The sequence below is a fragment of the Changpingibacter yushuensis genome, assembly GCF_014041995.1.
In the GTDB taxonomy this organism is placed as follows: domain Bacteria; phylum Actinomycetota; class Actinomycetes; order Actinomycetales; family Actinomycetaceae; genus Changpingibacter; species Changpingibacter yushuensis.
This window is the reverse complement of sequence record NZ_CP059492.1, coordinates 301,728-325,060: the sequence shown is the minus strand read 5'-3', so window position 1 is coordinate 325,060 and position 23,333 is coordinate 301,728. Positions and strand designations below refer to the sequence as shown.

Sequence of the window (23,333 nt, the reverse complement as noted above, 5' to 3'; positions counted from 1 at the left end):
CCACGCCCCCAGCCACGTCAGCTTCTACCTATACAGGACGATCCCACGGCACCACTGGGTGTAGGTCTTCATTGTCACGAGTGCGCTTGGGAACCACAATCGTTGGGCACGAGGAATGCTGCAGAACAGCCTGACTCGTGGATCCGAGCAACAGTCCAGCAAATCCACCGCGGCCTCGCGTTCCAACCACCAGAAGGTCAACCGCCGTGGAAAACTCCGTCATGAGCGCTGCTGGGTTGCCCTCCATGGCATGGCACCGCACATCGACGCCATCATAGTCAACCGTTGCTTCGGCGACGGCGTCGCGAAGCCCCGCGCGAACATCGTCAAGCACTTCTTGGTGGTAGTCCGAACCAGGGAGCCACGTTGTGCCAGAAAAGTTCACGGCACTCACACAAGAGAGCCGTGCGCCCCACCGCGAAGCCTCGCGGATGGCCAGGGCAAGTGCAAGATGCGCCGCTTCCGATCCATCAAATCCACAAACGATGTGTTTGACAGGAAGGACGGTTTCCACTGGTGTTGATGGGACGATCACTACTGCGCAGTATGCGCGCGCCGAAACCGCCGATGCCACCGATCCCAGAAGCCGATCAGCAAATCCGCCGGACCCACCCCTTGCACCGATCACAACGCGAGCTGCCGTCTTTGAGCGGCTGAGCAATGCCTTGGTGGGGTCTGATGGGTCAAGCACGGTAGTTGTTTCAACCCCGTGTTGTTTTACCCTTTCCTTGGCCTTGGCCAGCACTTCGACGGCTCCATCCTCAAGGAGGTTCCCGTTGTGCTTCTGCTCATTACCCGAATACCCAGAGTAAGTAGGCTGTTCATAACAGCAAAGAATCTCTAACCGGGCACGCCGTGTTCGCGCTTCCTGCGCGGCCCACTCGAGTGCATTGAACGACGCCTCAGAACCATCAACTCCGCATACGACAACGTTGTCATGCCGGTAGACCATGGCAGCCCCCTCCAGTAGTTTCGATACCTCAATTCTGCCACCACAGAATCGCGGGCACATAGCGTGCGCCTACTAGAAGTATTACAGCGATCAGGAGCACTGTCAGCCAAGTCACAGCCAACAAACTGACCTTCTGTCAAAGAAACATGGCTGATCAGCGATACCGGTACCGTGGAAACGCCTACCATTCGCGCCAAAAACCACATAGGGAACCGGCGTGTGCCGGTTCCCTATGTGGAAAAGATCTTGTTATCAGCCAGCCACTCGAATGACGATCGGCGTGCCGCCAACCCACGAGTTCGGGCCAACACGCGTCCCCATACTTGCATTCCATGCACCAACATTTTGACCGTTGCCAGCATAGATGGCTACGTGGCCAGGCCAGTACAGGATGTCACCAGGCTGAGCATCAGCGTAGGAAACCTGAGTTCCAGCTGAAAGCACCGAGGTGGTGTATCCACCAATCGAGACACCGTACTGCGCGTAAACGTAGCGAACGAATCCGATGCAATCCCAACCGGAAGGCGTTACGCCTCCTGCAACGTAGGGAGAGCCAACGTATGACAACGCAGTGGCAAGAACTGCCGAACCAGTTGCGGAACTGATGCCTGAGTTGACTGCGATTGTCTGTGTGGATCCAGAAGCAGAATCGTCACCAGACTGGTAGGCGGTGGTTGCAGCTTCCGAAGTGGTTTCAGGTTCCGCGGCGGTTTCCACTTCCGGAGTGGTTTCCACTTCAGGAACGTCCACGCTCACGGCCAACTCAACATCAGAAGAATCGGCGCTTGAGGATTCGAGTGCAACCTGCTCAACATTCCATTCAGCATCAGCAGGAGCCGTAACAGCATCTGTTGCGTCGATGGTGTTGTTCTCCACTGCGCTGAGATTAGCTGCGGTGGCATTATCCAAGGTCTCATCGGTTGCGCTGGCACTTGGCATGACAACGCCGAACATCGCTCCAACTGCTACCGCAGCGGCGACTCCGCGTCCAGCGGGTGTGTTCACAGCTTTCAGGGCTGCCTCGCGACTTACCGCATGGCGACCGGTCATCTGGTTACTCCTCGTTTTGCCTTTGTACCCACCACTGATGCTGCGGCGGCTACCTCAATAAAGAAAACAATAACGGGTAAATAACCGAATGTCACGTTTATATAACAGATGTGATCAGGGCCGTGACATTTCATTTTTCCGCGGTATATCAACGATTTTCAGCATTCACACGGCGGAGTGTGACCCACATCGTTGACCTAACTAACGCTCAGAACCGTGAAATAGCGCGATTCTGCCACCAACAATTCGCACGTCGGTGTAATTTTGTTACCTCGGCCACATTTTGAAGATATAAACAGCCAGTGCGGGGAACTGCTCCCCGTGTGACGAATCTCAGGCCGCTTCCATTAAGTTCCAATGACGTCACCACTAGACTCAAGAGCATGTCCTTTCTATCGGATCCTGAGCTCCTACTCCAAGCGCTTGGCGCATTTGTGCTTCCTGGTGTTGCACTCGTCCTGTTCGTGGAGTCCGGCCTGCTCTTCCCATTCCTGCCGGGCGACTCCCTTATATTCACCGCCGCAATGTTGCACAGGCAGTTCGGATTCGAGGTGTGGGCCCTTATCCTTGTTGGCGTCGTGGCTGCCTTCTTAGGTGTCCAGGTTGGATACTGGCTCGGTGCCGAATTCGGGCGGAAACTCTTCAAGCCCGATGCGCGAATTCTCAAGACGGAGTATCTGGATCGCGCGGAAGAATTCTTTGAGAACCACGGCCCCGGATCGCTGGTCTTGTCGCGCTTTGTTCCAATCGTGCGCACATTCGTACCACTTGCAGCGGGCGCTGCCCGAATGAACTACGGCAAGTTCCTACTATTCAATGCTATTGGCGCGCTGGCTTGGGTGTGCCTCATGACCGGCGCGGGCCTTCTGCTCGGTCAGATTCCATTTGTCGCCAATAACATTGACGTCATCGCAATTCTGATCGTGCTAGTCTCTGTGCTACCCATTCTTATTGGCTACCTACGGAAGCGGCGTGCTGACAACGCGGCGCCTGCTCCCGTCGAGACCATGGCGCCCGCTTCCTTCGAGGCCGGCAACCCCGATCTGGGCGGTAACACGATTTAGAGGGCTCACGGCACATCGAAGTGATCGTCTGTTCTTGGGCAGCTACTTCTTGAGAACCTTGGGCAGCTACTTCTCAAGAATCTTGAGCAGTTACTTCTTAAGAAGCAGATGACTCGCAATCCACGCAGTGAGCTCTACACTGCCGTTGGTTCCCTCGATGGTCCACGCATTGGCCCCGGCTTTCACCAGACTGATCTGTGAACCAGGCAGAATACCTGCTTGATGCAGCTCCACCAATAATCCAGAGTCCGTTTGAAGCACTTCACCGATTCGTGCCACAGTAGAAGGCCCGCCTTCGGGGTGCGCCTCCAGGAAATCCACTACGCGGATAAGCCCGGCAGGCCCAGCGGCCGCCGCACCCGGCCCATCCAGTCCATCAACAGGGATGGGATTGCCAAATGGGTCAGTGGTAACTCCTGCGAGTAAAGCAGCAATCTTGCCTTCCACGCTCTTCGACATGACGTGTTCCCAACGGCAAGCCTCATCGTGAACGTCCTGCCACGGAACGCCAATAACCTCAAGAAGTAGACGCTCGGCCAATCGGTGCTTGCGCATGACCTCAGTGGCTTCCTTGCGCCCGCGAAGGGAGAGTGCGATGCTGCGCGTTCCCACGATGGTTAGTAGGCCATCACGTTCTAAGCGGGCAACCGTTTCAGAGACTGTGGGCTTGGATTGACCCAAGCGCTCCACAAGGCGCGCTCGCAGTGGCGGCACACCCTCTTCCTCAAGCTCATAAATCGCCTTAAGGTACATCTCAGTTGTGTCAACGAGATCGCTGCTCATTTTCAACTCCTCGCTTGTGCATCTGCGTCTGCACGGTGTGGGCATCCATATTGGGTGGGAGCCACATGGTTGGTCTGGGCTGGCGCGATTGAACTCACGCCGGGCATATGCTCATTCCAGTTTACTTGACTTGGTCAGGTGCTTTTAGCCGGATCGCGAGTCAGATAGACCTAACGTGCACCCACATGAATTCATTCCCACAGGGATCGTCATGGACAAATCACCTCACGCTGCCTGTTGCAAGGCAAGATGGTCCCATGAGTGTGCAGATTCCATCCGACTTGTTACCCCACGACGGCCGCTTCGGCTCAGGTCCATCGAAGGTCCGGGCCGCTCAGATCGCAAGGCTATCGGACCCAACAGCACCAATCGGCCAGTCCCATCGATCCGCGCCCGTCAAAAGCATCGTGGGAAGCATCCGTTCGGGAATCTCTGAACTCTTCAACCTTCCCGCCGGCTACGAGGTGGTTCTCGGCAACGGAGGTGCGAGCCTTCTGTGGGACGCCATTGCATTCAGCGTTGTAGAGAGCCGCGCCCAAGCCGCAACCTTCGGTGAGTTCTCTGCCAAAGCGGCCCGTGCCAGTGTGAAGGTCCCATGGGTGGAGGCTGTCGAGCTCGTTCAAGCAGATCCGGGATCGATCGCTCTGTGCCAAACCACTGACGGCATCGACACCTATCTCTATCCGCAAAACGAGACGTCCACGGGCGTCCTCTCCCCGGTTTCGCGCTTCGGCGGCCCGGATGCTCTGACGGTTGTGGATGGCACAAGCTCAGCAGGTGGCGTTTTGGTAGAGATCGCCTCAACCGATATTTACTACTTCTCTCCCCAGAAATGCTTCGGTTCAGACGGCGGCCTCTGGATCGCCGTCATGTCACCTCGCGCAATCGAGCGCATCGAACGCCTTACCTCTGAACGCTGGGTGCCCGACGTCCTCAACCTCAAGCTCGCTATTGATAACTCCCGCAAAGATCAGACGCTGAACACCCCCGCGGTGAGCAACCTCCTGATGATCGCGCAACAGCTTTCCTGGATGATCGAATCAGGCGGTCTGGCGGCAATGAACGCACGCACAGCCTCGTCGTCGTCGCTCGTGTATAAGTGGGCCGAAGCGCGCCCAGACGCCACGCCCTTCGTATCAGACCCCACCTATCGATCCCAAGTGGTCACGACTATTGATTTCGACGACGGCGTCGCCACACCTGCGATTTCGGCCTTCCTACGTCATGCAGGCGTGGTGGATATCGATCCTTACCGCTCTCTTCACCGGAACCAGTTCCGCATCAGCACGTTCCCCAATGTGGAACTCTCAGACGTGCAAGCACTCTTGGCATGCATCGATTGGGCAATTGAGGCTGGAATCGGACGCAGTTGAGCGCGTTAATCGGCGCAGGAAACTCGGGCTCAACGAACCGCGCTAATCGGCGCTGGAAACTAGGGCTCAACGAACCGCGCTAATCGGCGCTGGCGACGATATGGGAATCAACGGGCCTGATCGCCGGGCGTGCGTTCCACAGCGTGCATTTCAGCCTCACGGGCAAGCTGTTCATGCTCAAGTGGACCGATGATTTCTAGGTGCGGCCTAGACCGCATGTGGTAGCGGACCTCAACATCCCAATGCTTGCGGGTCCAGATGAACGCGCCCACAGTGACAATGAGCGCCGCCGCCGGGCCAATTCCGATTCCCCAGCGAGGGCTAATCGATTGGGAGATCCAGCCCACTACCAGTGCACCAATGGGTGCAGAACCCTGCATCACGGTTTGGTAGAGCGCCATCACGCGGCCACGCATGTGCGGTTCGGTAGACATCTGCACGGCAGTGTTCGCGCTGGTCAGGAGCGTCAGCATCGCCAGCCCCACTGGGATAAGTGAGATGGCGTATGTGAGATAGGTGGGCATAATGGCGTTGATGCTCGCTGTGACAACAAATGCTAGAGATGCAATCACTACCACACGCACGCGCGGTTGTGAACGACGTCGAGCAGCTAACAGAGCTCCAGTCAAAGAACCAATTGCGAGCACCGAGCCCAAGATGCCGTATTCCCCGGCCTGCTTGTCAAACACAGAACGCGCCATCGAAGCCGTGGTCAGCTGGAAGTTCATTCCGAGGCACGCAATGACGCCAGCAACCACAAAGATCACCATGAGGTCTTGCCTGCCGCGCACGTAGGCCAACCCCTCGCGGATCCCCCCGCGCTTGCCTGATTGAGTAGCTCGCTTCGTGATGGGGTAGAAGTCTGCCCCTCTCATGATGAGCAACGCAAAGATCGTGGCTATGAAAGACGCGCCGTTGATAATGAACACCCAACCGGCCCCCACCCATGCGATGAGGAGGCCTGAAAGCCCCGGGCCGATGAGGCGCGCAAGGTTGAAACTGGTGGAGTTCAGACCAACCGCGTTGGGAAGGTCAGCCGCAGGAACCAGCTCGGAAACGAAGACCTGACGCGGAGGGCTGTCAAAGGCACTAGCCGTGCCCAACAGGAAAGCAAAGATGCACACATGGACCACCGTTGCATGGCCAGAAAGCACGATGGCTCCCAAGGCAAACGCCATGATCGCCTGCGAAAGCTGGGTGATGAGAAGGATCTTCCGCTTGTCGAACCTATCAGCAAGGATGCCAGCCACCGGCATAAAGAACATGAGAGGCAAGAACTGCAGCGCAGTCACAGCTCCAACTGCAAATGCGTTGTCATCCGTCAGAATTGCCAGAACCAGCCAGTCCTGGGCCACTCTTTGCATCCACGTGCCAGTGTTGGCGATGAGCGCCGAAAAGAACCACACGCGATAGTTGTAGATGCGCAAGCTTGCAAATGTTCGTCCCACTGTCTCCTCTTCCTCAGGGAGCTCCGGGCACTCACACCGCCTTCAACGAGCATAGGTATAGAAGGAAAGGAGAGTCCGGAAGCGGTGCAATTCTACCGCTGCCGGACTCTCCCGACCATGACCCACGAGACACGGGGCATGGTTATAAGCTATTAATTTCGCAGATCAGACGAGATGCTCGGCACTACCGAGCAAACCCGCTCAGACGCCCAAAGCCGCCTGGATCGGACCCAGCAAGAAGTACACCACGAAGAGTGCGGAAACGAGCCACATGAGGCCATGTACCTTCTTAGCCCGGCCAGTTGCGACTTCCATAATCACGTAAGCAATGAAGCCGACGCCGATGCCAACTGTGATCGAGTAGCCGAAAGGCATGAACACGATGGCGAGGAATGCTGGGATGGCGATGCTGAGGTCATTCCACTTTATGTCCGCAACCTGCTGCATCATGAGGAAGCCAACCGCCACAAGTGCCGGAGCTGCTGCTTCATTAGGCACAAGTGCCACAAGTGGGGAAAGGAATGTGGCCAGCAGGAAGAGCACACCGGTCGTAATAGATGCGATACCGGTACGGGCGCCGTCGGCAACACCTGTTGACGATTCGACGAAGGACGTGTTGGAGGAAACACCGCCAGCACCACCCGCGATTGCTGCAACCGAGTCAACCAGAAGAATGCGCCCAGTGTTGTAGGGGTTTCCTTCTTCGTCCAACAGATCGCCTTCGCTGCCCACAGCCACCATAGTGCCCATGGTGTCGAAGAAGTCAGCGAGCATCACGGAGAAGGTGAGCACGATGACCGAAAGGATACCGAGCTTCTGGAACGGGCCGACTACAGAGAACTGGCCAATCGTGGCGAAGTCAGGTAGTGCGATAGGCGAGCCAGAAAGGCTCGGAACGGAGAGGTTCCATCCACCGGGGTTGTCCGCGCCGGAGACTCCGAGCTTGCCTACTGCTTCGATGATCACGGCCAGAACAGTGGATCCGAGGATACCGATGAGGATTGCACCCTTGAACTTGCGCACCATGAGGATTGCGGTGACGAAGAGTCCAACAATGAAGACAAGCAAAGGCCATGTGGATACTGAACCGCCCACAGCAAAGCCGAGTACCGTACCCGTTCCCGAGCGGACGATTCCAGCGTTAACCAGACCAACGAGAGTGATGAACAGTCCGATGCCCACGGAGATTGCGGTGCGCATGAACTTCGGAACTGCACGGAAGATTGCCTCGCGCAATCCAGTCACCACGAGCAGAACAACAACGATGCCTTCAAGCACGATGATGCCCATACCGTCTGCCCATGTCATGCCCGGAAGCTGGACGATTGTGGCTGCGACCATCGAGTTCAGGCCGAGGCCCGCCGCGAGCGCAATAGGAAAGTTCGCGAAAGCACCCATGAAGATCGTCATGACGCCTGCGATGAGCGCAGTGCCTGCGGCAATAGCAGGCATGTTTGCTTCGGTGCCGCCACCAAGGAACGCGCCTGTGGAATCAGGGCCAGAGAGAATGATTGGGTTCAGGACCAGGATGTAAGCCATCGCGAAGAAGGTTACGGCGCCGCCCCGGATCTCTTGGGCGAGGGATGAGCCTCGCTCTGAGACGCGGAAGTAGCTTTCGAGGATGCCAGGCTTCGTATCGTTCGACGCAGTGGGCGTCGACTCCATCAAAGTGTCGTTCACGTTGCACCAGTCTCATGGAGTGGACGTTTCGCCGTCCACATGCATCCACATTCTGATCACTCTGTTCTTAATGATTGGACCGCGGTGTCTCACAAAATGGTCCGGCTACGGAACGCTTGCCACCACAAGCCGCCCAAAACCGCGCATATCCAGCTTTCCGTCAGAATCCGGAACGAATGCCGCTTGGCCCGCATTGAGAGTGAGACGTTGGCCACCCGCCTCCAGCTGCGCTGCTCCATCCAAGCACACCACCGTTCGCGGACCCCATACTGTGCTCGCGCTCACCCACACGTTGGCATCGCGCAGATCGAAGATGGCAAGCTCAAAGTCATCAACGGGCGCATAGAGAACGGACATCGATTTTGAGATACGTTCCGGCGCGATACGCACAGGCGGCGCAGCTTCAGGGCGCACGATGCGCAGCAGTTCAGGTACATCCACATGCTTAGGGGTCAGCCCGGCCCGCAACACATTATCTGAAGCCGCCATGATTTCAATGGCCGTGCCGTGAAGGTAGGCGTGTACGGTTCCCGCCGGAATAAAAAGTGCTTCCCCAGGCCGCAACGTCACAGGATTGAGTAGCAAGGAAGCCACCACGCCAGGATCGTCTGGGAACTTTTCGAACAGCAGTTCCACGGTCGCGTCTGCACGCCGCGAGGGTGAGATGAGGGCGATCCGTGATGCGCAGGCAGCTGCTACCTGAGCAATCTGGTCATGGCTAGGCCGAGTATCCTCACTGATCGCAAACTGAAAAGCCTCACGGACGCCGCGAGTAAGCACCAGCTTGCGTAGATTGTCCGTGAGATCCGTGTGAAGCCCACGAAGCACTTCCGCGATTCGCCGCGGAGCGCGGAACCCCGCCAAAGCATCGAAGCGCGTCAGAGCATAGACAAGTTCCGGCTTGTGGTTGGCATCCTTGTAATTGCGTTCCGGAGAATCGCGAGGAACTCCCGCTGCATCCTCTGCTGCATATCCGGCAATCGCCTGATCGATCGATGGATGCACCTGCAGCGAAAGAGGTTCGGCCGGTGCAATAATCTTGAGGAGGTAAGGCAGCTCCCGCCCGGATCGAAGCGCGATCTCCTCACCCAGAATGCCTGAGGCGTCGGAGGAAATATAGTCAGCAAGGGTCTGACCCGCTGGCTTCTTAGGATACAAGGCTGGGTAGAGTTGCGCCGGGTCAAACAGCGGCTCCATGTCTGAACAGTCAACGCGAGAGGGATCGTTGGGGTGCGCCCCCAACCAGACCTCTGCCACCGGGCTGCTGGCCGGTGGGTACCCAAAGAGGCTGGGAATCACGCTATCTGATCCCCACGCGTAATCACGCGCGCGGCCCTGTAGTCGTTTCATACATCTCGCATCTCGTGAGCGCGGTGATGCGACTGCTGCAAGCCGGTCACCGCCGCACCATCAACTACTGTTTACCGACGATGTCCAAGTCCGATTCGTTGACCACCGGATCACTGGGATCCCACATCCTCTTCTGGACCGGAACATCGGTCTCAGAATGAGAGCCACATCCATGGTCAAAGGAAACAACCTGACCATCGTAGGGCGACCATTCGTTTGCACACACGCCAAACATGGTGCGGGCAGAACCCGCCATGAGCATCAGGAAACCGCACGTTGAGCATTGCGCCTTGGCGGCACGCGTTCCAGCGGTTTTGGGCCCATGTTCACCCGCGTACCACCGCTCAAATGCTGCCGATCGCCCATCATTGTTGAGCACGCGTTTGCGCCCAAGGCCCAACTCAAAATCCTCTAGCTGGTCCGCATCTTCACCGGTTGCCTCAAATCCTTGCTCCAAGCGGGGATCTTCCAGCTGGAGGGGGAGGCGATCAGTTGGCTGAACGTCGCCGGGCTCCAGACGATCTGCCCACGGAATCCAAGCTGGCGCCAGTAGCGCATCTGGACCCGGGCGCAGCGCCATCTCATCAATGGTTCCCTTGGATGAACGCGGAATCCGCGCCATCGTGACCGTCCAGAACCAACCGGAGTAGCCAGGCAACAAGCAGGTGAAGCAGTGCGTGAGGACGCGATCATCTTCGACGACGACGCCCGCGTGTTCGCCAACGTTGTGCGGCCGCGTCAACTCCGCGAGTGCTTCGCGAGCCTGCTCCACTGCTGAACCAAGAATCTTCTCCTTGCCAGCGGACTTGCTCGGTTGAATCCGGAATCGATCAGGCATCGAAATCATCAGCCAATGTTCGTAGGACCTGCGCAATCCGATGGCCGCCGTCTGGATAATGGCCCCGGCGCAGTTGGGTCGAAGAGTTATCCAGAATCTTGATCAGATCCTCGATAATGGGAACCATGTCCTCAGGCGTACGGCGGTTCTTGCGAGCCAGAGACTCCACTTTCTTCACCACGCTAAGCGAAAGCGCCTGTGGACCGCGGCGCGTTTCCGCAACGCCATACTCGACTTTTGTTCCCGGGCGGAGCTTCTCCCCCACCGGTACTGCTGACGAAGGAAGATACACTTCGGCGCCGTCGTCGCCGGCAATGAAGCCGAACCCCTTCTTCTCATCGAAGAACTTGACCTTACCCGTTGGCACGGAGACTCTCCTTAAAAATCACTTACAATCCGCGGCAGTGCCGAAACGTGGCCTGCCCGAATGCATACTGTGCGCTAGTCTACCGGTTCGGCCCATTCCTAACACATCAGGACTTCTCACAGTGCTCCGCTCATGGCAAAAAGCGCCGCGGCACTCCCCGATTGTCCGCTTCGGTTGGTACCGTGGCACTGAGGTACACATCACGTGCGCCTCAATCGACCAACTCTGGGGCATCTTTCCCCTGATTGGCGCTTTCGCTTCATGCCGGAACAGGTAAGGATTGAGCCGTGCATCTGCTTCGTAAGGGTATTGCTGCCCTATCTCTTGTCACGGTCGCCCTCATCGGCTTCCCTACCGCCGCTTCTGCCGAGGAACCGGTGCGCGTCACCGATACCGTCACTGACCTCACTGGTTCTATTTCCAGCGAGGTGCCCGCTATGGAATCCTCCATCGTGGATCTGCAGAGCGCTACCGGTAACAGCCTCCGCGTCGTGTTCGTGGACTCGTTCGATTCGGTCAGCTCGGATGATTGGGCCTACGAATCCTTCACTCTCTCCGGCTTTGGTAGCCAAGATTCTCTGCTTGCCATCGCGGTTGATACCAACCAGTTATCGGTGTGGACGGGTGGTGACGGCTTCACAGCTTCCGAGCTCCGCGATGCGATCAACGGCGATGTCACCTCCGCTTGGCACGATGGCGATTGGTCTGGCGGGCTTGACGCGTTGGCCGCGAACCTCGACAGTTCCGGTTCGTCTTCATCCGCCGCGCCCATCATTCTGATCGTGCTCCTTATTGGCTGTGGTTTGGCCCTGTGGTTCCTTTCCTCCCGTCGCAAGAAGGCGGCCACAGTCAAGGCAGCCGCGGATCTAGGCGCCCTTGAGAAGCAGGCTTCCCAAGCACTGCTTTCGGTCGACGACGGCGTGCGTGCAGCCGCCGGGGAACTCGAGTTCGCAAAAGCAGAGTTTGGGATCGAAGCCACCAAGCAATTCGATACCGTGCTTTCACAGGCTCAGGAGTACGTGCAGAAGGCATTTGAGATTCGCAAGAAGCTCGACGACGAGGTCCCGGAGACTCCAGCTCAGAAGCTCGAGATGAATCAGCACATCATCAAGCTTGCCACTGCCGCACAACAGGCCATCACTGAACAAGAAGAGAACTTCACCCAGATGCGCAACCTCGCTGCGACGGTTGTGGAGCACTTCGACCAGCTTGAGGTCAGGATTGGCGAGTTGCGGACCAGCACTGGATCGGCTCCAGCACAGATTGATTCGCTGGCATTGACCTATCCCGAATCCGCCCTTGTAACCCTGCGCACCTATCCGGCTCAGATCTCCACGTTATTAGGGGCTGCCGAGAAGGCCGTTGCTGAGGGCCGAAGTACAGCGGCAACTGACAAGTCGAAGGCGGTGCCTTATGCACGGCTTGCCGAAGATACTGTGCGCCAGGCACGCAGCCTAGTCGACCAAATCTCCAACGCGCGGGCGGCATTCGAACAAGCCAATGCCAACACTCAGAAAGCACTCAGTTCAATCAGCAGCGATATTTCCGATGCTCAACGGCTGGGTCGCGGCGATCACGTCATTGCCGCTCGCAAGGCGGACGCAGAGGCAGCCGTGGCCTATGCCACCGGAAACTCAGTGGATCCCATTCGGGCCTTCAACCAGCTCACAACAGCTGAGAACGCACTCGATGCGGCGCTTGCGGCAGTTCGTAGCGCTGAGGAGAACTGGCGGCGCGCCCAACAGCTGGTGGAACGCAACCGGGCCGCGGCTCACGCCTCTATCACCGAAGCCGACGCCTACGTTGATCGCTATTCCCGTTTCATTCCGCAACAAGCCCGCACTCAACTTGCGGCGGCGAAAGGCTCCTTCGCTCAGGCTACGAACACCGCCAATCTCATGGAACAAGCCCAGCTATTTGATAGAGCCCGGGTACAGAGCGGCGAAGCATATTCCGTTGCGCAACGCGGAGTTTCTGAGGAAGAGCGCCGCCAGCAGAACTCGCAGAACAATGGCGGTTCTGACTTCGGCGCGGTGCTCGGAGGAATGATCATCGGGTCCCTGCTTTCGGGCGGCGGACATCGCGGACATGGTGGATTCTCCGCCGGATCCTTCGGTGGCGGCTTTGGTGGAGGTGGCTTTGGAGGCGGAGGCGGAGGCGGAGGCCGTGGAGGCGGCTTCGGCGGTTCCTTCTAGGTCATGGTCACCTCTCCGGAGGTATCGCTTTCCCAACCACAACTGGCAAACATCAACCCAACAACACAAAGAACCGCTTCCGAGGCGCGAACATCCTTCACAATGGTTACGACTCGGTTTCTCAAACACCCCAGATCCTAGAAAGGTCTACGTCATGGCAGAGAAGCAAACGATCCTTGGCCGAATGGCACAGCTCGCGAAGGCGAACGTCAACGCACTGCTCGATCGCGCTGAGGATCCGCAGAAGATGCTGGACCAAATGGTCCGCGACTACACCAACTCGATTGCTGAGGCACAGGACGCCGTCGCCGTTACGGTAGGCAACCTTCGCCTCACTCAGGCTGACTACAAGGAAGATGTTGAAGCTTCCCGCGAATGGGGCCAAAAGGCTCTGGCGGCCTCCAACAAAGCCGATGAAATGCGCGCCGCGGGCAAAGAAGCCGATGCCGCCAAGTTCGACAACCTTGCCAAGGTAGCCATCCAGCGCCAGATGCAGTTTGAGAAGGAAGCCAAGGACGCTGAGCCGATTATTGCTTCCCAAGAGGAAGTAGTGGCTAAGCTCAAGACCGGCTTGGAGCAGATGCGTGGCAAGCTCGACGAGCTGAAGAACAAGCGCGATCAGCTGATTGCTCGCCAGAAGACCGCCAGTGCGCAGAACAAGGTGCAGGACGCGATCTCCTCAATTAACGTGCTCGATCCCACCAGCGAGCTTGGGCGCTATGAGGAACAGGTCCGCAAGCAAGAGGCCCTAGCGATGGGCAAGGCAGAAGTTGCAGCAGCTTCACTCGATGAACAGTTCGCTGCGCTTGAAGATCACAGCAACGATATTGAGATCGAAGCTCGCTTGGCTGCACTGAAGTCTGGCTCAGAGCCCGCCAAGATCGAGGCCAAGGATTTCAACCTGTACTGAGCAGAGCTTTTCGAACAGTACTGTGGACGTGTGGCGGGCGCAATGCGCCCGCCACACCGCTCTCGCTAAGGTAGATGCCTCTTGTGAGGCATCTCTGGGATCTCTCCCTGCCTACTCCCAGACATTTCCGGGAATCTCCTAGACAACTCCCAGCTTTCGCCCGTTCAATGATTCCATGAGTAATCAGTCCCCCGTTCCCGAAGCGACCCTCCTGGTCGTCGACGATGAACCGTCCATCCGCGAACTTCTCTCCGCATCGTTGCGTTTCGCTGGCTTTCGAGTCCTGACTGCCGCTGATGGGCATGAGGCACTAGATCACCAGGCCGGCAGCCACATTGATCTGGCAGTCTTGGATATCATGCTCCCCGATATGGACGGCTTCGAAGTATTGCGTCGCCTGCGCGAACGCGCACCCGAACTCCCCGTTCTGTTCCTCACTGCACGGGACGATATCAAGGACAAAGTCCAAGGCCTCACCGTGGGCGGCGATGACTACATCACCAAGCCGTTCTCACTCGAAGAAGTGGTGGCACGTATCCGCGCAGTGTTGCGCCGTACCCACCCGGTAGAAGATGATTCGGCAGTGCTCACCTATCAGGATCTGGAACTGAACGAGGACTCCTACGAAGTCCGGCGCGCTGGCCATGAAATCGACCTCTCTCCCACTGAGTTTAAGCTTCTGCGCTACCTCATGATCAACTCTGAACGAGTGGTCTCCAAGATGCAGATTCTGGACCACGTCTGGGACTACAACTGGGACGGTGAGATCTCCATCGTTGAGTCTTACATCTCTTACCTGCGCCGCAAGGTGGACTCTCCAGATGCGCTCGGAATCACGGATCCTCAACAGGCCGCAGCAATCGTTCCACTCATCCAGACCAAGCGTGGTATCGGATACGTTCTGCGCGCAGGCAAGTAAGTAGCAACAGTGTCATCTCCCACCGGGCACCGATCGAAGCCGGCCCTCGAAGTTCCCACCGGGTTGAAGCCTCCCCGCGCTTCGCGGACGCTCTCCTTCCGGTTGGTAGCAATCTTCGTAGTCTTGATGACGGTGGTGGTCTCCTTCATCAGTGCCGTCACCGTGACGATGCTGCAGCATTTCCTCATCAACAACCTTGATGATGAACTGCAGTCGTCCGGCCAAGTCGTTGCCACCCAGATCATCACTGAGATGAATCACCCGGAGCAGTCCAACATCAACCTTTCGGATTACTATCTCCTGACGAACATTTGGGACAGCCAAACCGGCCAGTACTTGCAGACCGAAGCGATCAGTTCTAACGCCCAAAAGCAATATGGAACCCCGACGCATGCGGCCTCCCTTTTGGGCACGCCAACTGATGAGCCCATAACGATCGACGGCACGGACGGTTCACAGTGGCGCGCCATCGTGATGCCGGTGTCTGATTCCTCCCAGCAGGTCGCCTTAGGCACAGTTCTCGTTGCGAGACCAATGGCAAATATCACCCATACGGTTGCACTTGTAACCCAACTACTTAGCTTCGTAAGTGCGGTGCTCGTAGCAATTGGAGGAGCGGCCACAGCCTGGCTTGTCAGACGTGAACTCAAGCCACTGCGAAGCATCGAGACCGTCACTCACGCTATCGCTGCAGGTGATCTTTCCCAGCGCGTACCTCACGGTACTGAGGGATCTGAAATCGGAAACCTTGCCAATTCGATCAACGTCATGCTGAGTCAGATTGAGCAAGCCTTTGAGATACGCCTCCATTCCGAAGCCAAGATGCGCCAGTTCGTATCCGACGCCTCCCATGAGCTGCGCACGCCCCTAGCAACAGTGCGTGGATATGCTGAGCTCTACCGTCTGGGCGGTGTACCTAATACAGAAATGCCTCAGACGATGGACCGCATTGAGTCTGAATCCAAGCGCATGACAGGGCTCGTGGAAGACCTCCTGCAACTTGCCCGCTTGGATGAAGGGCGCCCGCTTGATCTGGAAGTAGTTGACGTTACAGAGATCTGCTACAACGCTGTATCTGACTTCCATGTGCGCGATATGTCCCGCACCGCATCGGTGGTGGGGCTGACTGGTCATAGTGTTCCCGACGTCATTATTGTGGCGGACAGGGACAAGGTGACCCAAGTGGTCTCTAACCTTCTCTCCAACGTGCTCATGCATACGCCAGAAGGCACAGCTTGCGAGGTGGCAATCGGCTGGGGCCAGCCAGGAGAAGCCATTATTGAGATTCGGGATCACGGCCCTGGAATCTCCGAGAAAGATGCCTCCCGACTCTTTGAACGCTTCTACCGTGCCGATTACTCGCGCTCCCGTGCTTCCGGCGGCTCCGGGCTGGGAATGGCGATCGTTGCAGCCATCATGGCTTCACACGGTGGTACTGCACGCCTTGCAGAAACCGACGGCGGCGGGCTGACCGTCCGTCTTACCTTCCCCGTCAACATGGCGAGCCAGCCAATTGCAGCGATTGGAGCCGCCGTATCTGCTGAGGAAGCAGAATTGGACGACGGCGTAGCCGAGGTCCAGACCGCTGATTCGCCAGTCGATGCGAGTGTGCCAACACTTGGCGTGAGTGCGCCACCAGATGGCACACAAGACAAGGCTCCTTTAGAGGATGAACCACTAGAGCCCTCCGAGCCAAGCGCTGATTCCGAACCTAGAACCACCGGCCCGACTGAGGTGACTCAGCAAGCCTGAGTGACCCGCGAGCCTGAGTTACCCCACGCACCTTAGTGCCCCCACAAGCCACGTTGTGAACATCGTGGCACCCCTCGTGGCGCGGGCGCCCAGCACGCCTAGTTCTGGGTTGGTGGATCGAAAGGCGACGTGCCGTCGTCGTTCACAGGATGCGCGGTACTCTGCTCCAGCATGGACGAAATGGCAACAACTACTCGTGCCATGAAATCCTCGGGCTCTTCGTCAGGCAGCGAGTACATCGGCTTGCCAATGAACAAGAACACCTCGCTGCCGATCTTCGGGAAGAACGAACCCACCGGCATCGCTTCATGCCCACCGTTCATCGCAATGGGCACCATTGGCACATTCGCGTGCTGCGACAACGCCGCCGCACCCGCCTTGAACGTGCCGAGTTCACCGTCACGCGAGCGAGTTCCTTCTGGGAAAACGAGGATCGGTACGCCAGATCGTAGTAGCCGCCCGGTCATGCCGGCCGCTTTGCCGCGCTCATTGCCGTTGCGCTTTCCCTTGCGCTCGATCGGATACGTGTTGAAGAAAACTGACGTCAGGTTGGAAATGAATCTGCGGCGATAGAAGTAATCCGCTGCGGCACCTGTTGCGAGCCGTTCCGTGAGACTGTCAGGCAAGAGCGAAAACACCATCGGCGCATCGAGATGCGAAGAATGGTTAGGGATGAGCAAGAAGGCACCGGTAAGGCCCTCTACGTTTTCTTCGCCTAGAACGGTGGGGCGCACAACCGTTGAAATCACAGGCCGAGTCACAAAACGCCGAACGCGATGCCTGCGCTTGCGCTTGGACTCATCCAAATATGGATCAATGGGTTCGAGCCCACGCTTGTCCACCGGTTCCACAGCCTCAGAATCGCCAAGGGGTGGTTCAGGTACCTGATCTTCTGCCATACCTTAGTTTCGACCCTTGTTGATCTTCGCGGTCACAGCCCAGACCGCCTTCTTTGGAGCATGCTCAGCGAGCGCTGCAATGACCTTGAAACGCTTGGAGGGAACCGAATATACCTTGCCGCGATCCACGTCTGCCAAGCAATCGTGCACCACCCGATCCGCCTCAAGCCACATGAATCCGGGAAGATTAGAACGCTCTACACCCGCCCGCTTGTGGAACTCCGTATGCACCCAACCCGGCATGAATGCCACGACCTGGACGCCGGCTCCTGCAACTTCAATCGCAAGCGACAACGACCACGTTTTCACGAGCGCCTTGATGCCTGAATACAACCCCATCGGCACAAGTGCAGAAATCGAACACGTGTTGACGATGACCCCGTGGCCCCGGCGTTGCATCGTTTGAGCCGCTGCGCCGCCAAGCTTCACCACGGTCGTTGCCATGAGATCAATAGCGGCGCTCATCGGTTCAAAGTCTCGGCTTGCCAGCGTGCCATAGAAACCTTGGCCCGCGTTGTTCACAAAAACTTCGATCGGGCTGGAATCTGAATCAAGGCGTTCTGAAACGGCGGCGACGCCGTCGGCCTCCGAAAGATCAGCGGCCAATACCTCGCATGCCACGCCGTATTGTGATTCGATAGCGTTCCGTGTGGATTCCAGACGTTCGCTCGAACGTGCAACCAACACAAGATCCAAGCCACGCGCCGCCAACGCATCTGCAAACGCTCGGCCGATACCTGATGTACCGCCAGTAATGAGGGCCCGCCCCTTAAGTGGGGAAGCAGCTCCCTTGTCCTTCGAGAATCTCACATACCTACGTTAGTCCACTGGCGGGGTGCGATGCGCCTTTTGATTCTGTGTGGGCAGGCACCGTTCCTCAGTCCCAGAGGCACCATCACACAGTCACACAGGCACTTTCACACATCGCGCGCCTCACATGTTGCGTAGAACTTTCTCGGTGCCGCCACGGCAGTACTAGACTCTCGTGGGTTGCGAGATCCACGGCGCCGATATTTACTTGAGAGGAGGAAAAAATGCCGAACGATGTTCCACAGTGGCTTGTTCAAGCCTACGTTCGCTCCGTTCAGAGCGCTGGTTCACCTTTGTCAAAGGAAGAACTAGCGCAAGCATGCGACCGGCTCATTGCCCGCTGGTCCAGTTCCGACCGCTCATATCACGGCCTACAACACGTAGTGCAAATGCTCACTAGGCTCGAAACCCTCCTTCCCGAAACACATGAACCCAGTTTGGTGCGCCTTGCCGCCTGGTATCACGGCGTGGTGTTCTCCACAGCCGAAGAGGACGCCTACACCCGCAATGGCGGCGAAAATGAGAACACTTCCGCCACACTTGCCCAAACCCACCTTCTTGGCCTAGGTGTGGATCCCGAAAAGGCCCGGCGAATAGGTGAACTCATTCGTGGGATGCGGCGCGCAGACAGGCTTCCGAATGAGACCGCACAGTTTCAAGCAGTCGATGTGGATGAACTCGCGCTTCGCGATGCCCACCTCGGTTCACTTGCCGTAGACCCGCAACGATACAAGCGCTACCTCGAGCAAGTGGGTGAGGAATATGCCCACATTCCTCACCGCGATTTCCTTCTGGCCCGCCGCGAAATCGTTTCCCACCTTCTGGCCCGCCGCCAACTCTTCGCTACACCACTGGCGCGCCAGTGGGATCGCGGCGCACGCGAGAATCTCGAGGCAGAACTCGAACGGATTTCACGAATCCTCTCAGCGCAGACCGACGATCAACCCGCCGGTGCGAGCGGCGCACACCTTAGTACTCCTGCGCCATCCGATTCCTTGCCGGCCGCTCGCACGTCCGCAGCTGTGCCAGAATCCACGGGGCACTCCAACTCCGCGCCCGCACCGTCTTCAGCGGCTTCTTCAAAAACGTCTTCAGCGGCTTCTTCACCGGCCGCGCATGTTTCATCGCCCAGATCTGCTTCGCAGGTCACGCCATCTTCTGCAGTACCGAACGATTCGTCGACGACGACGCGTGGATCAACAACGAGGGGATCAACAACGCGCGGCACCGATGTTTCCGCAGCTGAAACCGGTACGCGCGACAGCGAGACCCATGCAAAGTCGAATGTGGCCCGCAACGCTGGTATCGATGCGTTGCTGCGCGCCTCGGCTGAAGCCGATGAAAAGGAACGGATTGAAGCTGAACGCGAAGAAGCATTGCTGCGATCTCTCCGCGCGTTTGAGCTAGCGTCCCCCGCCCCGATAGACACGCTATCCACCATGGAAGCCTGTCAGGAGCTAGTTGATCCGGGCGTGCGAGAACGCGAAGCACTCACGCCTGAGGAAAAGAAGCAACGCAGGCGTGAGGCTGTGGCAGCCGAGATTCGCCGCCGCATCGAAGAACGCCTCCAAACGGCGGCCGCCATCAAAAGGGCGCGTGAGGAGCAGGAGCTGGGCGCGATGTCAAAGCCCGGCGCGATGCATGGAGAAGCGGACCTCCCGGACGATGCTGATCTCCGGGATGATGCCCGCCTAGAGAGCGATGCCCACGGCAGTCCGGATCCCAGTTTCTCTGCGCACACCCCACCCCGCACGGATGGAACGGTCACTCCAGATTCACCAGTCGCGAACTCAGCGTCACGCGCGGGCGCGCCTGCTCCTTCTGATAGCACGGCAAGTTCCACAGCAAGCTTCAGCCCACCGGCAACAGCACCAACGCCCGAATGGATCGACGACGACGACGAAAGGGTTGCCACCAAACGCGACCAGAGACTCACGCCTCCCCGGCTGACAAGTGATCGCGAACCAGACGTCCACTCGAAGAGGCTCCAGCAGACGCCTACACACGGGATTGAACGCGAACCCGACGACTAGATTGATTGCGAGACCAACGACGAGGCGGAGGCGCCACATGCCGTGGCCTGGCAACTAACCTTCGCCACATGGCGGCCCTGCGAACGCGAACGCGGGCGTTAGCCTTCGGTTACCACATTCGAAAGTACGCCAATACCGTCAATCTCGATCTCCAAGGACTGGCCCGATTGCAGGTAAACAGGTGGTTTGCGTGCATGGCCAACTCCACCCGGTGTGCCTGTCAAGATGAGATCTCCCGGATTGAGCGTCACAAAGGTTGATGCGTACTCGATGATCGCTTCTGGCCCGAAGACGACGTCGTCGACAAAACCGCTCTGCATAACCTGCCCGTCGAGCCGGGTGGTGAGGCGAGCGTGCCGCTCGAACGAATCCCGATCCACGAGCACTGGCCCCACCGGCGTTGAGCCCTCCCAGGCTTTGCCGGCAACCCATTGACCGGTATGGTTCTGCCAGTCGCGGACCGAACCATCCATGCAGATCGTGAACCCTGCGATGGCTGCCGTGGCCGCTGGGCCCTTAGCGCGCCTAACCTTCTGGCCGATCACGACACCCAGTTCGCCTTCAAAATCAAACATCTCCGATTCGAATGGCTTGATAAGAGGGTCTCCGGACCCCACAAGAGCTTCGGAGAACTTCATGAACAACGTAGGATGGCTGGCGATTTCACGGCCCATCTCCTTGATGTGGGGGCGATAATTCACGCCCACGCAAATGATCTTGCCAGGATTGGTCACTACCGGAGCAAAATCGAGGTGCTCTGTGGGAAACTGCGGGCCATCGAGTGTACGCGCCGCATCTAACGCGCCAGCCTTGAGGAGCGCGTCAACGGATGGAAAGCCGAGGTCTGTGGCGCTATCCCCATCAATTCGAACCGCAACTGTATTGTTCTCGCGGCTATCGCGCCGAATCGTAGCCAGTTTCATTGAATCCTCCGGTCTGTGCCGCCAAAGCGTGGCCTACCCAATCGTCTGGGGGGCGTGTACGGCCCGTCCCGATTCGGCTGCCTTTCGGATTCTAACGCGTGGGTGTGTCCAAGCCACGGAACGACTCCAGCCAGCTGCCACAGGCATTCCGAACACACTGCTCCGGACTGGCATGAAAGAGCATTGGACAGGCATGAAAAAGGTGCGGCTAGGGATCTCTCCCTAGCCGCACCTGCATATCAGTCAGAGACTGGCGATCAGTACATGCCGCCCATGTCGCCGCCCATGCCTGCGCCCGCATCAGCAGCCGGGTTCTTCTCCGGCAGATCTGCCACCACTGCCTCAGTGGTCAGGAACAGACCGGCGATGGAGGCCGCGTTCTGCAGAGCAGAGCGAGTCACCTTGACCGGGTCCATGACGCCGGCAGCGAGGAGATCCTCGTATTCGCCGGTTGCCGCATTCAGACCGTGGCCCTTGGGCAGTGAGCGAACCCGCTCCACAACAACGCCGCCTTCGAGACCAGCGTTGACAGCGATCTGCTTGAGCGGAGCCTGAATGGCGATCTTGACGATCTGTGCGCCAGTGGCTTCGTCACCTTCGAGTTCGAGGGTTTGGAAAGCTTCCTCAGCAGCCTGAATCAGCGCGACGCCGCCACCAGCGACGATGCCTTCTTCAACAGCAGCCTTTGCATTGCGGACTGCGTCCTCGATGCGGTGCTTGCGCTCCTTGAGCTCAACCTCAGTAGCAGCGCCAGCCTTGATCACTGCAACGCCACCGGCGAGCTTCGCCAAGCGTTCCTGCAGCTTCTCAGTGTCGTATTCCGAGGTGGAGTTTTCGATCTGGGTCTTGATCTGGGCCACGCGGCCAGCGATCTGTTCGGCATCGCCAGCACCATCGACGATGGTTGTCTGGTCCTTGGTCATGACTACCTTGCGTGCACGGCCAAGGAGGTCCAGATCGGCGTTTTCGAGCGTCAGACCGACGGTCTCCGAAATGACCTGACCACCGGTCAGAATGGCCATATCCTGAAGCATTTCCTTACGGCGATCGCCGAAGCCAGGAGCCTTGACGGCTGCGGACTTGAAGGTGCCACGGATCTTGTTTACAACGAGAGTTGCGAGGGCTTCGCCGTCAACATCCTCAGCGATGATGACCAGCGGCTTGCCGCCGTTCATAACCTTTTCGAGGAGTGGCAGAACATCCTTGACGTTGGAGATCTTGGAATCCATGAGGAGGATGTAAGGATCCTCCAGGACTGCTTCCTGACGCTCAGGGTCAGTGACGAAGTACTGAGAAAGAATGCCCTTGTCGAAGGACATGCCTTCGGTCAGCTCCAGTTCGAGGCCATAGGTGTTGGACTCCTCGACAGTGATGACGCCTTCCTTGCCGGCCTTCTCCATTGCTTCAGCAATCTTGGCGCCGATTTCCGGATCGCCAGCAGAGATGGACGCGGTAGCAGCGATCTGCTCTTCGGTCTCAACTTCGCGAGCGTCAACGAGCAGACGATCGGCGATAGCCACAACGGCCTTGTCGATGCCGCGGCGAAGCGCGATGGGGTTAGATCCTGCGGAGACGTTGCGCAGACCTTCGTGAACCAGTGCCTGTGCCAGAACGGTAGCGGTGGTGGTGCCGTCACCTGCGACGTCGTCGGTCTTCTTGGCGACTTCCTTCACCAATTCGGCGCCGATGCGCTCGTATGGATCCTCGAGGTCAATTTCCTTTGCGATGGAAACGCCATCGTTGGTGATTGTGGGGGCGCCCCACTTCTTGTCAAGCACCACGTTGCGGCCCTTTGGCCCAAGCGTCACCTTGACGGTGTCGGCGAGCAAGTTGAGCCCGCGTTCCATGCTGCGACGAGCTTCCTCGTTAAACGCAATGGTCTTTGCCATGCCTGTGTTCCTCCCAATGGGATGATCGAACTGCCAGTCAATGCCCGCGACGGACGATGCATGTGGATCGGTCATTTCCCGGCCCGGCATGCACCTCA

The 23,333-nt window shown here is 58.0% G+C and carries 19 protein-coding genes; 7 read left to right on the top strand and 12 right to left on the bottom strand.

The window, feature by feature from the left end:
- Window positions 1-28: 28 nt before the first annotated feature.
- Together H2O17_RS01340 and H2O17_RS01335 are read right to left on the bottom strand one after the other, a co-directional pair.
- Window positions 29-952 (bottom strand): universal stress protein, encoded by a 924-nt coding sequence (locus H2O17_RS01340; protein ID WP_182049995.1) that lies wholly within the window; start codon window positions 950-952, stop codon window positions 29-31.
- A 252-nt stretch (window positions 953-1,204) separates the two neighbouring features.
- Complete coding sequence (locus H2O17_RS01335; RefSeq protein WP_182049994.1) at window positions 1,205-2,002, bottom strand: C40 family peptidase; 798 nt, start codon at window positions 2,000-2,002, stop codon at window positions 1,205-1,207.
- A 383-nt stretch (window positions 2,003-2,385) separates the two neighbouring features.
- Here H2O17_RS01335 and H2O17_RS01330 point away from each other — a divergent pair, with 383 nt between their 5' ends.
- A complete protein-coding gene (locus H2O17_RS01330) occupies window positions 2,386-3,066 on the top strand; it encodes a DedA family protein (protein WP_182049993.1) in 681 nt (226 codons plus the stop codon).
- Window positions 3,067-3,156: 90 nt separating this feature from the next.
- On the opposite strand, the gene H2O17_RS01325 is transcribed toward H2O17_RS01330, so the two are convergent.
- On the bottom strand, window positions 3,157-3,849 hold the full coding sequence (locus H2O17_RS01325; protein ID WP_182049992.1) for a metal-dependent transcriptional regulator: 693 nt from the start codon (window positions 3,847-3,849) through the stop codon (window positions 3,157-3,159).
- Window positions 3,850-4,106: 257 nt separating this feature from the next.
- Between H2O17_RS01325 and serC the strand changes: the two genes are divergently transcribed.
- Window positions 4,107-5,222 (top strand): phosphoserine transaminase, encoded by a 1,116-nt coding sequence (gene serC / locus H2O17_RS01320; RefSeq protein ID WP_182049991.1) that lies wholly within the window; start codon window positions 4,107-4,109, stop codon window positions 5,220-5,222.
- A 107-nt stretch (window positions 5,223-5,329) separates the two neighbouring features.
- Here serC and H2O17_RS01315 read toward each other — a convergent pair whose 3' ends face one another.
- The 5 genes from H2O17_RS01315 to H2O17_RS01295 form a co-directional block, all read right to left on the bottom strand.
- The gene (locus tag H2O17_RS01315; RefSeq protein ID WP_182049990.1) at window positions 5,330-6,670 is read right to left on the bottom strand and encodes an MFS transporter; all 1,341 of its coding nucleotides are present in this window, start codon (window positions 6,668-6,670) and stop codon (window positions 5,330-5,332) included.
- Between the two features lie 201 nt (window positions 6,671-6,871).
- Window positions 6,872-8,335 (bottom strand): NCS2 family permease, encoded by a 1,464-nt coding sequence (locus tag H2O17_RS01310; protein WP_182050887.1) that lies wholly within the window; start codon window positions 8,333-8,335, stop codon window positions 6,872-6,874.
- 120 nt (window positions 8,336-8,455) lie between these two features.
- Window positions 8,456-9,700: a mannose-6-phosphate isomerase, class I gene (gene manA, locus H2O17_RS01305; protein ID WP_182049989.1), complete on the bottom strand. Its 1,245-nt coding sequence runs from the start codon at window positions 9,698-9,700 to the stop codon at window positions 8,456-8,458.
- Between the two features lie 64 nt (window positions 9,701-9,764).
- Window positions 9,765-10,547, bottom strand: a complete 783-nt coding sequence (locus H2O17_RS01300) for a DUF3027 domain-containing protein (RefSeq protein WP_182049988.1) — start codon at window positions 10,545-10,547, stop codon at window positions 9,765-9,767.
- The gene (locus H2O17_RS01295) at window positions 10,531-10,905 is read right to left on the bottom strand and encodes a cold-shock protein (RefSeq protein WP_182049987.1); all 375 of its coding nucleotides are present in this window, start codon (window positions 10,903-10,905) and stop codon (window positions 10,531-10,533) included. Before H2O17_RS01295 ends, H2O17_RS01300 begins: the two co-directional genes overlap by 17 nt.
- 287 nt (window positions 10,906-11,192) lie before the next feature.
- On the opposite strand from H2O17_RS01295, the gene H2O17_RS01290 reads away from it, so the two are divergent.
- The 4 genes from H2O17_RS01290 to H2O17_RS01275 all read left to right on the top strand — a co-directional run bounded on the left by H2O17_RS01290 (window position 11,193) and on the right by H2O17_RS01275 (window position 16,681).
- On the top strand, window positions 11,193-13,100 hold the full coding sequence (locus H2O17_RS01290) for a TPM domain-containing protein (protein WP_182049986.1): 1,908 nt from the start codon (window positions 11,193-11,195) through the stop codon (window positions 13,098-13,100).
- Between the two features lie 154 nt (window positions 13,101-13,254).
- Window positions 13,255-14,010, top strand: coding sequence for a PspA/IM30 family protein (locus H2O17_RS01285; RefSeq protein WP_182049985.1), 756 nt, complete (start codon window positions 13,255-13,257; stop codon window positions 14,008-14,010).
- A gap of 175 nt (window positions 14,011-14,185) precedes the next feature.
- Window positions 14,186-14,929 carry a response regulator transcription factor gene (locus tag H2O17_RS01280; RefSeq protein WP_182049984.1) on the top strand — a complete coding sequence of 248 codons (744 nt, stop codon included), beginning with the start codon at window positions 14,186-14,188 and terminating at the stop codon, window positions 14,927-14,929.
- A 9-nt stretch (window positions 14,930-14,938) separates the two neighbouring features.
- Entirely contained in the window at window positions 14,939-16,681 is a 1,743-nt protein-coding gene (locus tag H2O17_RS01275) for a sensor histidine kinase (protein WP_182049983.1), read from the top strand.
- A 98-nt stretch (window positions 16,682-16,779) separates the two neighbouring features.
- On the opposite strand, the gene H2O17_RS01270 is transcribed toward H2O17_RS01275, so the two are convergent.
- A complete protein-coding gene (locus tag H2O17_RS01270; RefSeq protein WP_182049982.1) occupies window positions 16,780-17,580 on the bottom strand; it encodes a lysophospholipid acyltransferase family protein in 801 nt (266 codons plus the stop codon).
- A 3-nt stretch (window positions 17,581-17,583) separates the two neighbouring features.
- Window positions 17,584-18,390 carry an SDR family NAD(P)-dependent oxidoreductase gene (locus tag H2O17_RS01265; RefSeq protein ID WP_182049981.1) on the bottom strand — a complete coding sequence of 269 codons (807 nt, stop codon included), beginning with the start codon at window positions 18,388-18,390 and terminating at the stop codon, window positions 17,584-17,586.
- A gap of 224 nt (window positions 18,391-18,614) precedes the next feature.
- On the opposite strand from H2O17_RS01265, the gene H2O17_RS01260 reads away from it, so the two are divergent.
- Window positions 18,615-20,423, top strand: a complete 1,809-nt coding sequence (locus tag H2O17_RS01260) for a hypothetical protein (RefSeq protein WP_182049980.1) — start codon at window positions 18,615-18,617, stop codon at window positions 20,421-20,423.
- Window positions 20,424-20,521: 98 nt separating this feature from the next.
- Here H2O17_RS01260 and H2O17_RS01255 read toward each other — a convergent pair whose 3' ends face one another.
- Window positions 20,522-21,346, bottom strand: a complete 825-nt coding sequence (locus H2O17_RS01255) for a fumarylacetoacetate hydrolase family protein (protein WP_182049979.1) — start codon at window positions 21,344-21,346, stop codon at window positions 20,522-20,524.
- 257 nt (window positions 21,347-21,603) lie between these two features.
- Window positions 21,604-23,235, bottom strand: a complete 1,632-nt coding sequence (gene groL, locus H2O17_RS01250) for a chaperonin GroEL (RefSeq protein ID WP_182049978.1) — start codon at window positions 23,233-23,235, stop codon at window positions 21,604-21,606.
- Window positions 23,236-23,333 lie beyond the last annotated feature (98 nt).

Coding starts and splice junctions, on each gene's coding strand:
- H2O17_RS01300 (WP_182049988.1), bottom strand. CDS start 10,547: ATGATTTCGATGCCTGATCGATTCCGGATTCAACCGAGCAAGTCCGCT.
- groL (WP_182049978.1), bottom strand. CDS start 23,235: ATGGCAAAGACCATTGCGTTTAACGAGGAAGCTCGTCGCAGCATGGAA.
- H2O17_RS01260 (WP_182049980.1), top strand. CDS start 18,615: ATGCCGAACGATGTTCCACAGTGGCTTGTTCAAGCCTACGTTCGCTCC.
- H2O17_RS01285 (WP_182049985.1), top strand. CDS start 13,255: ATGGCAGAGAAGCAAACGATCCTTGGCCGAATGGCACAGCTCGCGAAG.
- H2O17_RS01310 (WP_182050887.1), bottom strand. CDS start 8,335: ATGGAGTCGACGCCCACTGCGTCGAACGATACGAAGCCTGGCATCCTC.
- H2O17_RS01335 (WP_182049994.1), bottom strand. CDS start 2,002: ATGACCGGTCGCCATGCGGTAAGTCGCGAGGCAGCCCTGAAAGCTGTG.
- H2O17_RS01340 (WP_182049995.1), bottom strand. CDS start 952: ATGGTCTACCGGCATGACAACGTTGTCGTATGCGGAGTTGATGGTTCT.
- H2O17_RS01255 (WP_182049979.1), bottom strand. CDS start 21,346: ATGAAACTGGCTACGATTCGGCGCGATAGCCGCGAGAACAATACAGTT.
- H2O17_RS01270 (WP_182049982.1), bottom strand. CDS start 17,580: ATGGCAGAAGATCAGGTACCTGAACCACCCCTTGGCGATTCTGAGGCT.
- H2O17_RS01280 (WP_182049984.1), top strand. CDS start 14,186: ATGAGTAATCAGTCCCCCGTTCCCGAAGCGACCCTCCTGGTCGTCGAC.
- manA (WP_182049989.1), bottom strand. CDS start 9,700: ATGAAACGACTACAGGGCCGCGCGCGTGATTACGCGTGGGGATCAGAT.
- H2O17_RS01330 (WP_182049993.1), top strand. CDS start 2,386: ATGTCCTTTCTATCGGATCCTGAGCTCCTACTCCAAGCGCTTGGCGCA.
- H2O17_RS01325 (WP_182049992.1), bottom strand. CDS start 3,849: ATGAGCAGCGATCTCGTTGACACAACTGAGATGTACCTTAAGGCGATT.
- serC (WP_182049991.1), top strand. CDS start 4,107: ATGAGTGTGCAGATTCCATCCGACTTGTTACCCCACGACGGCCGCTTC.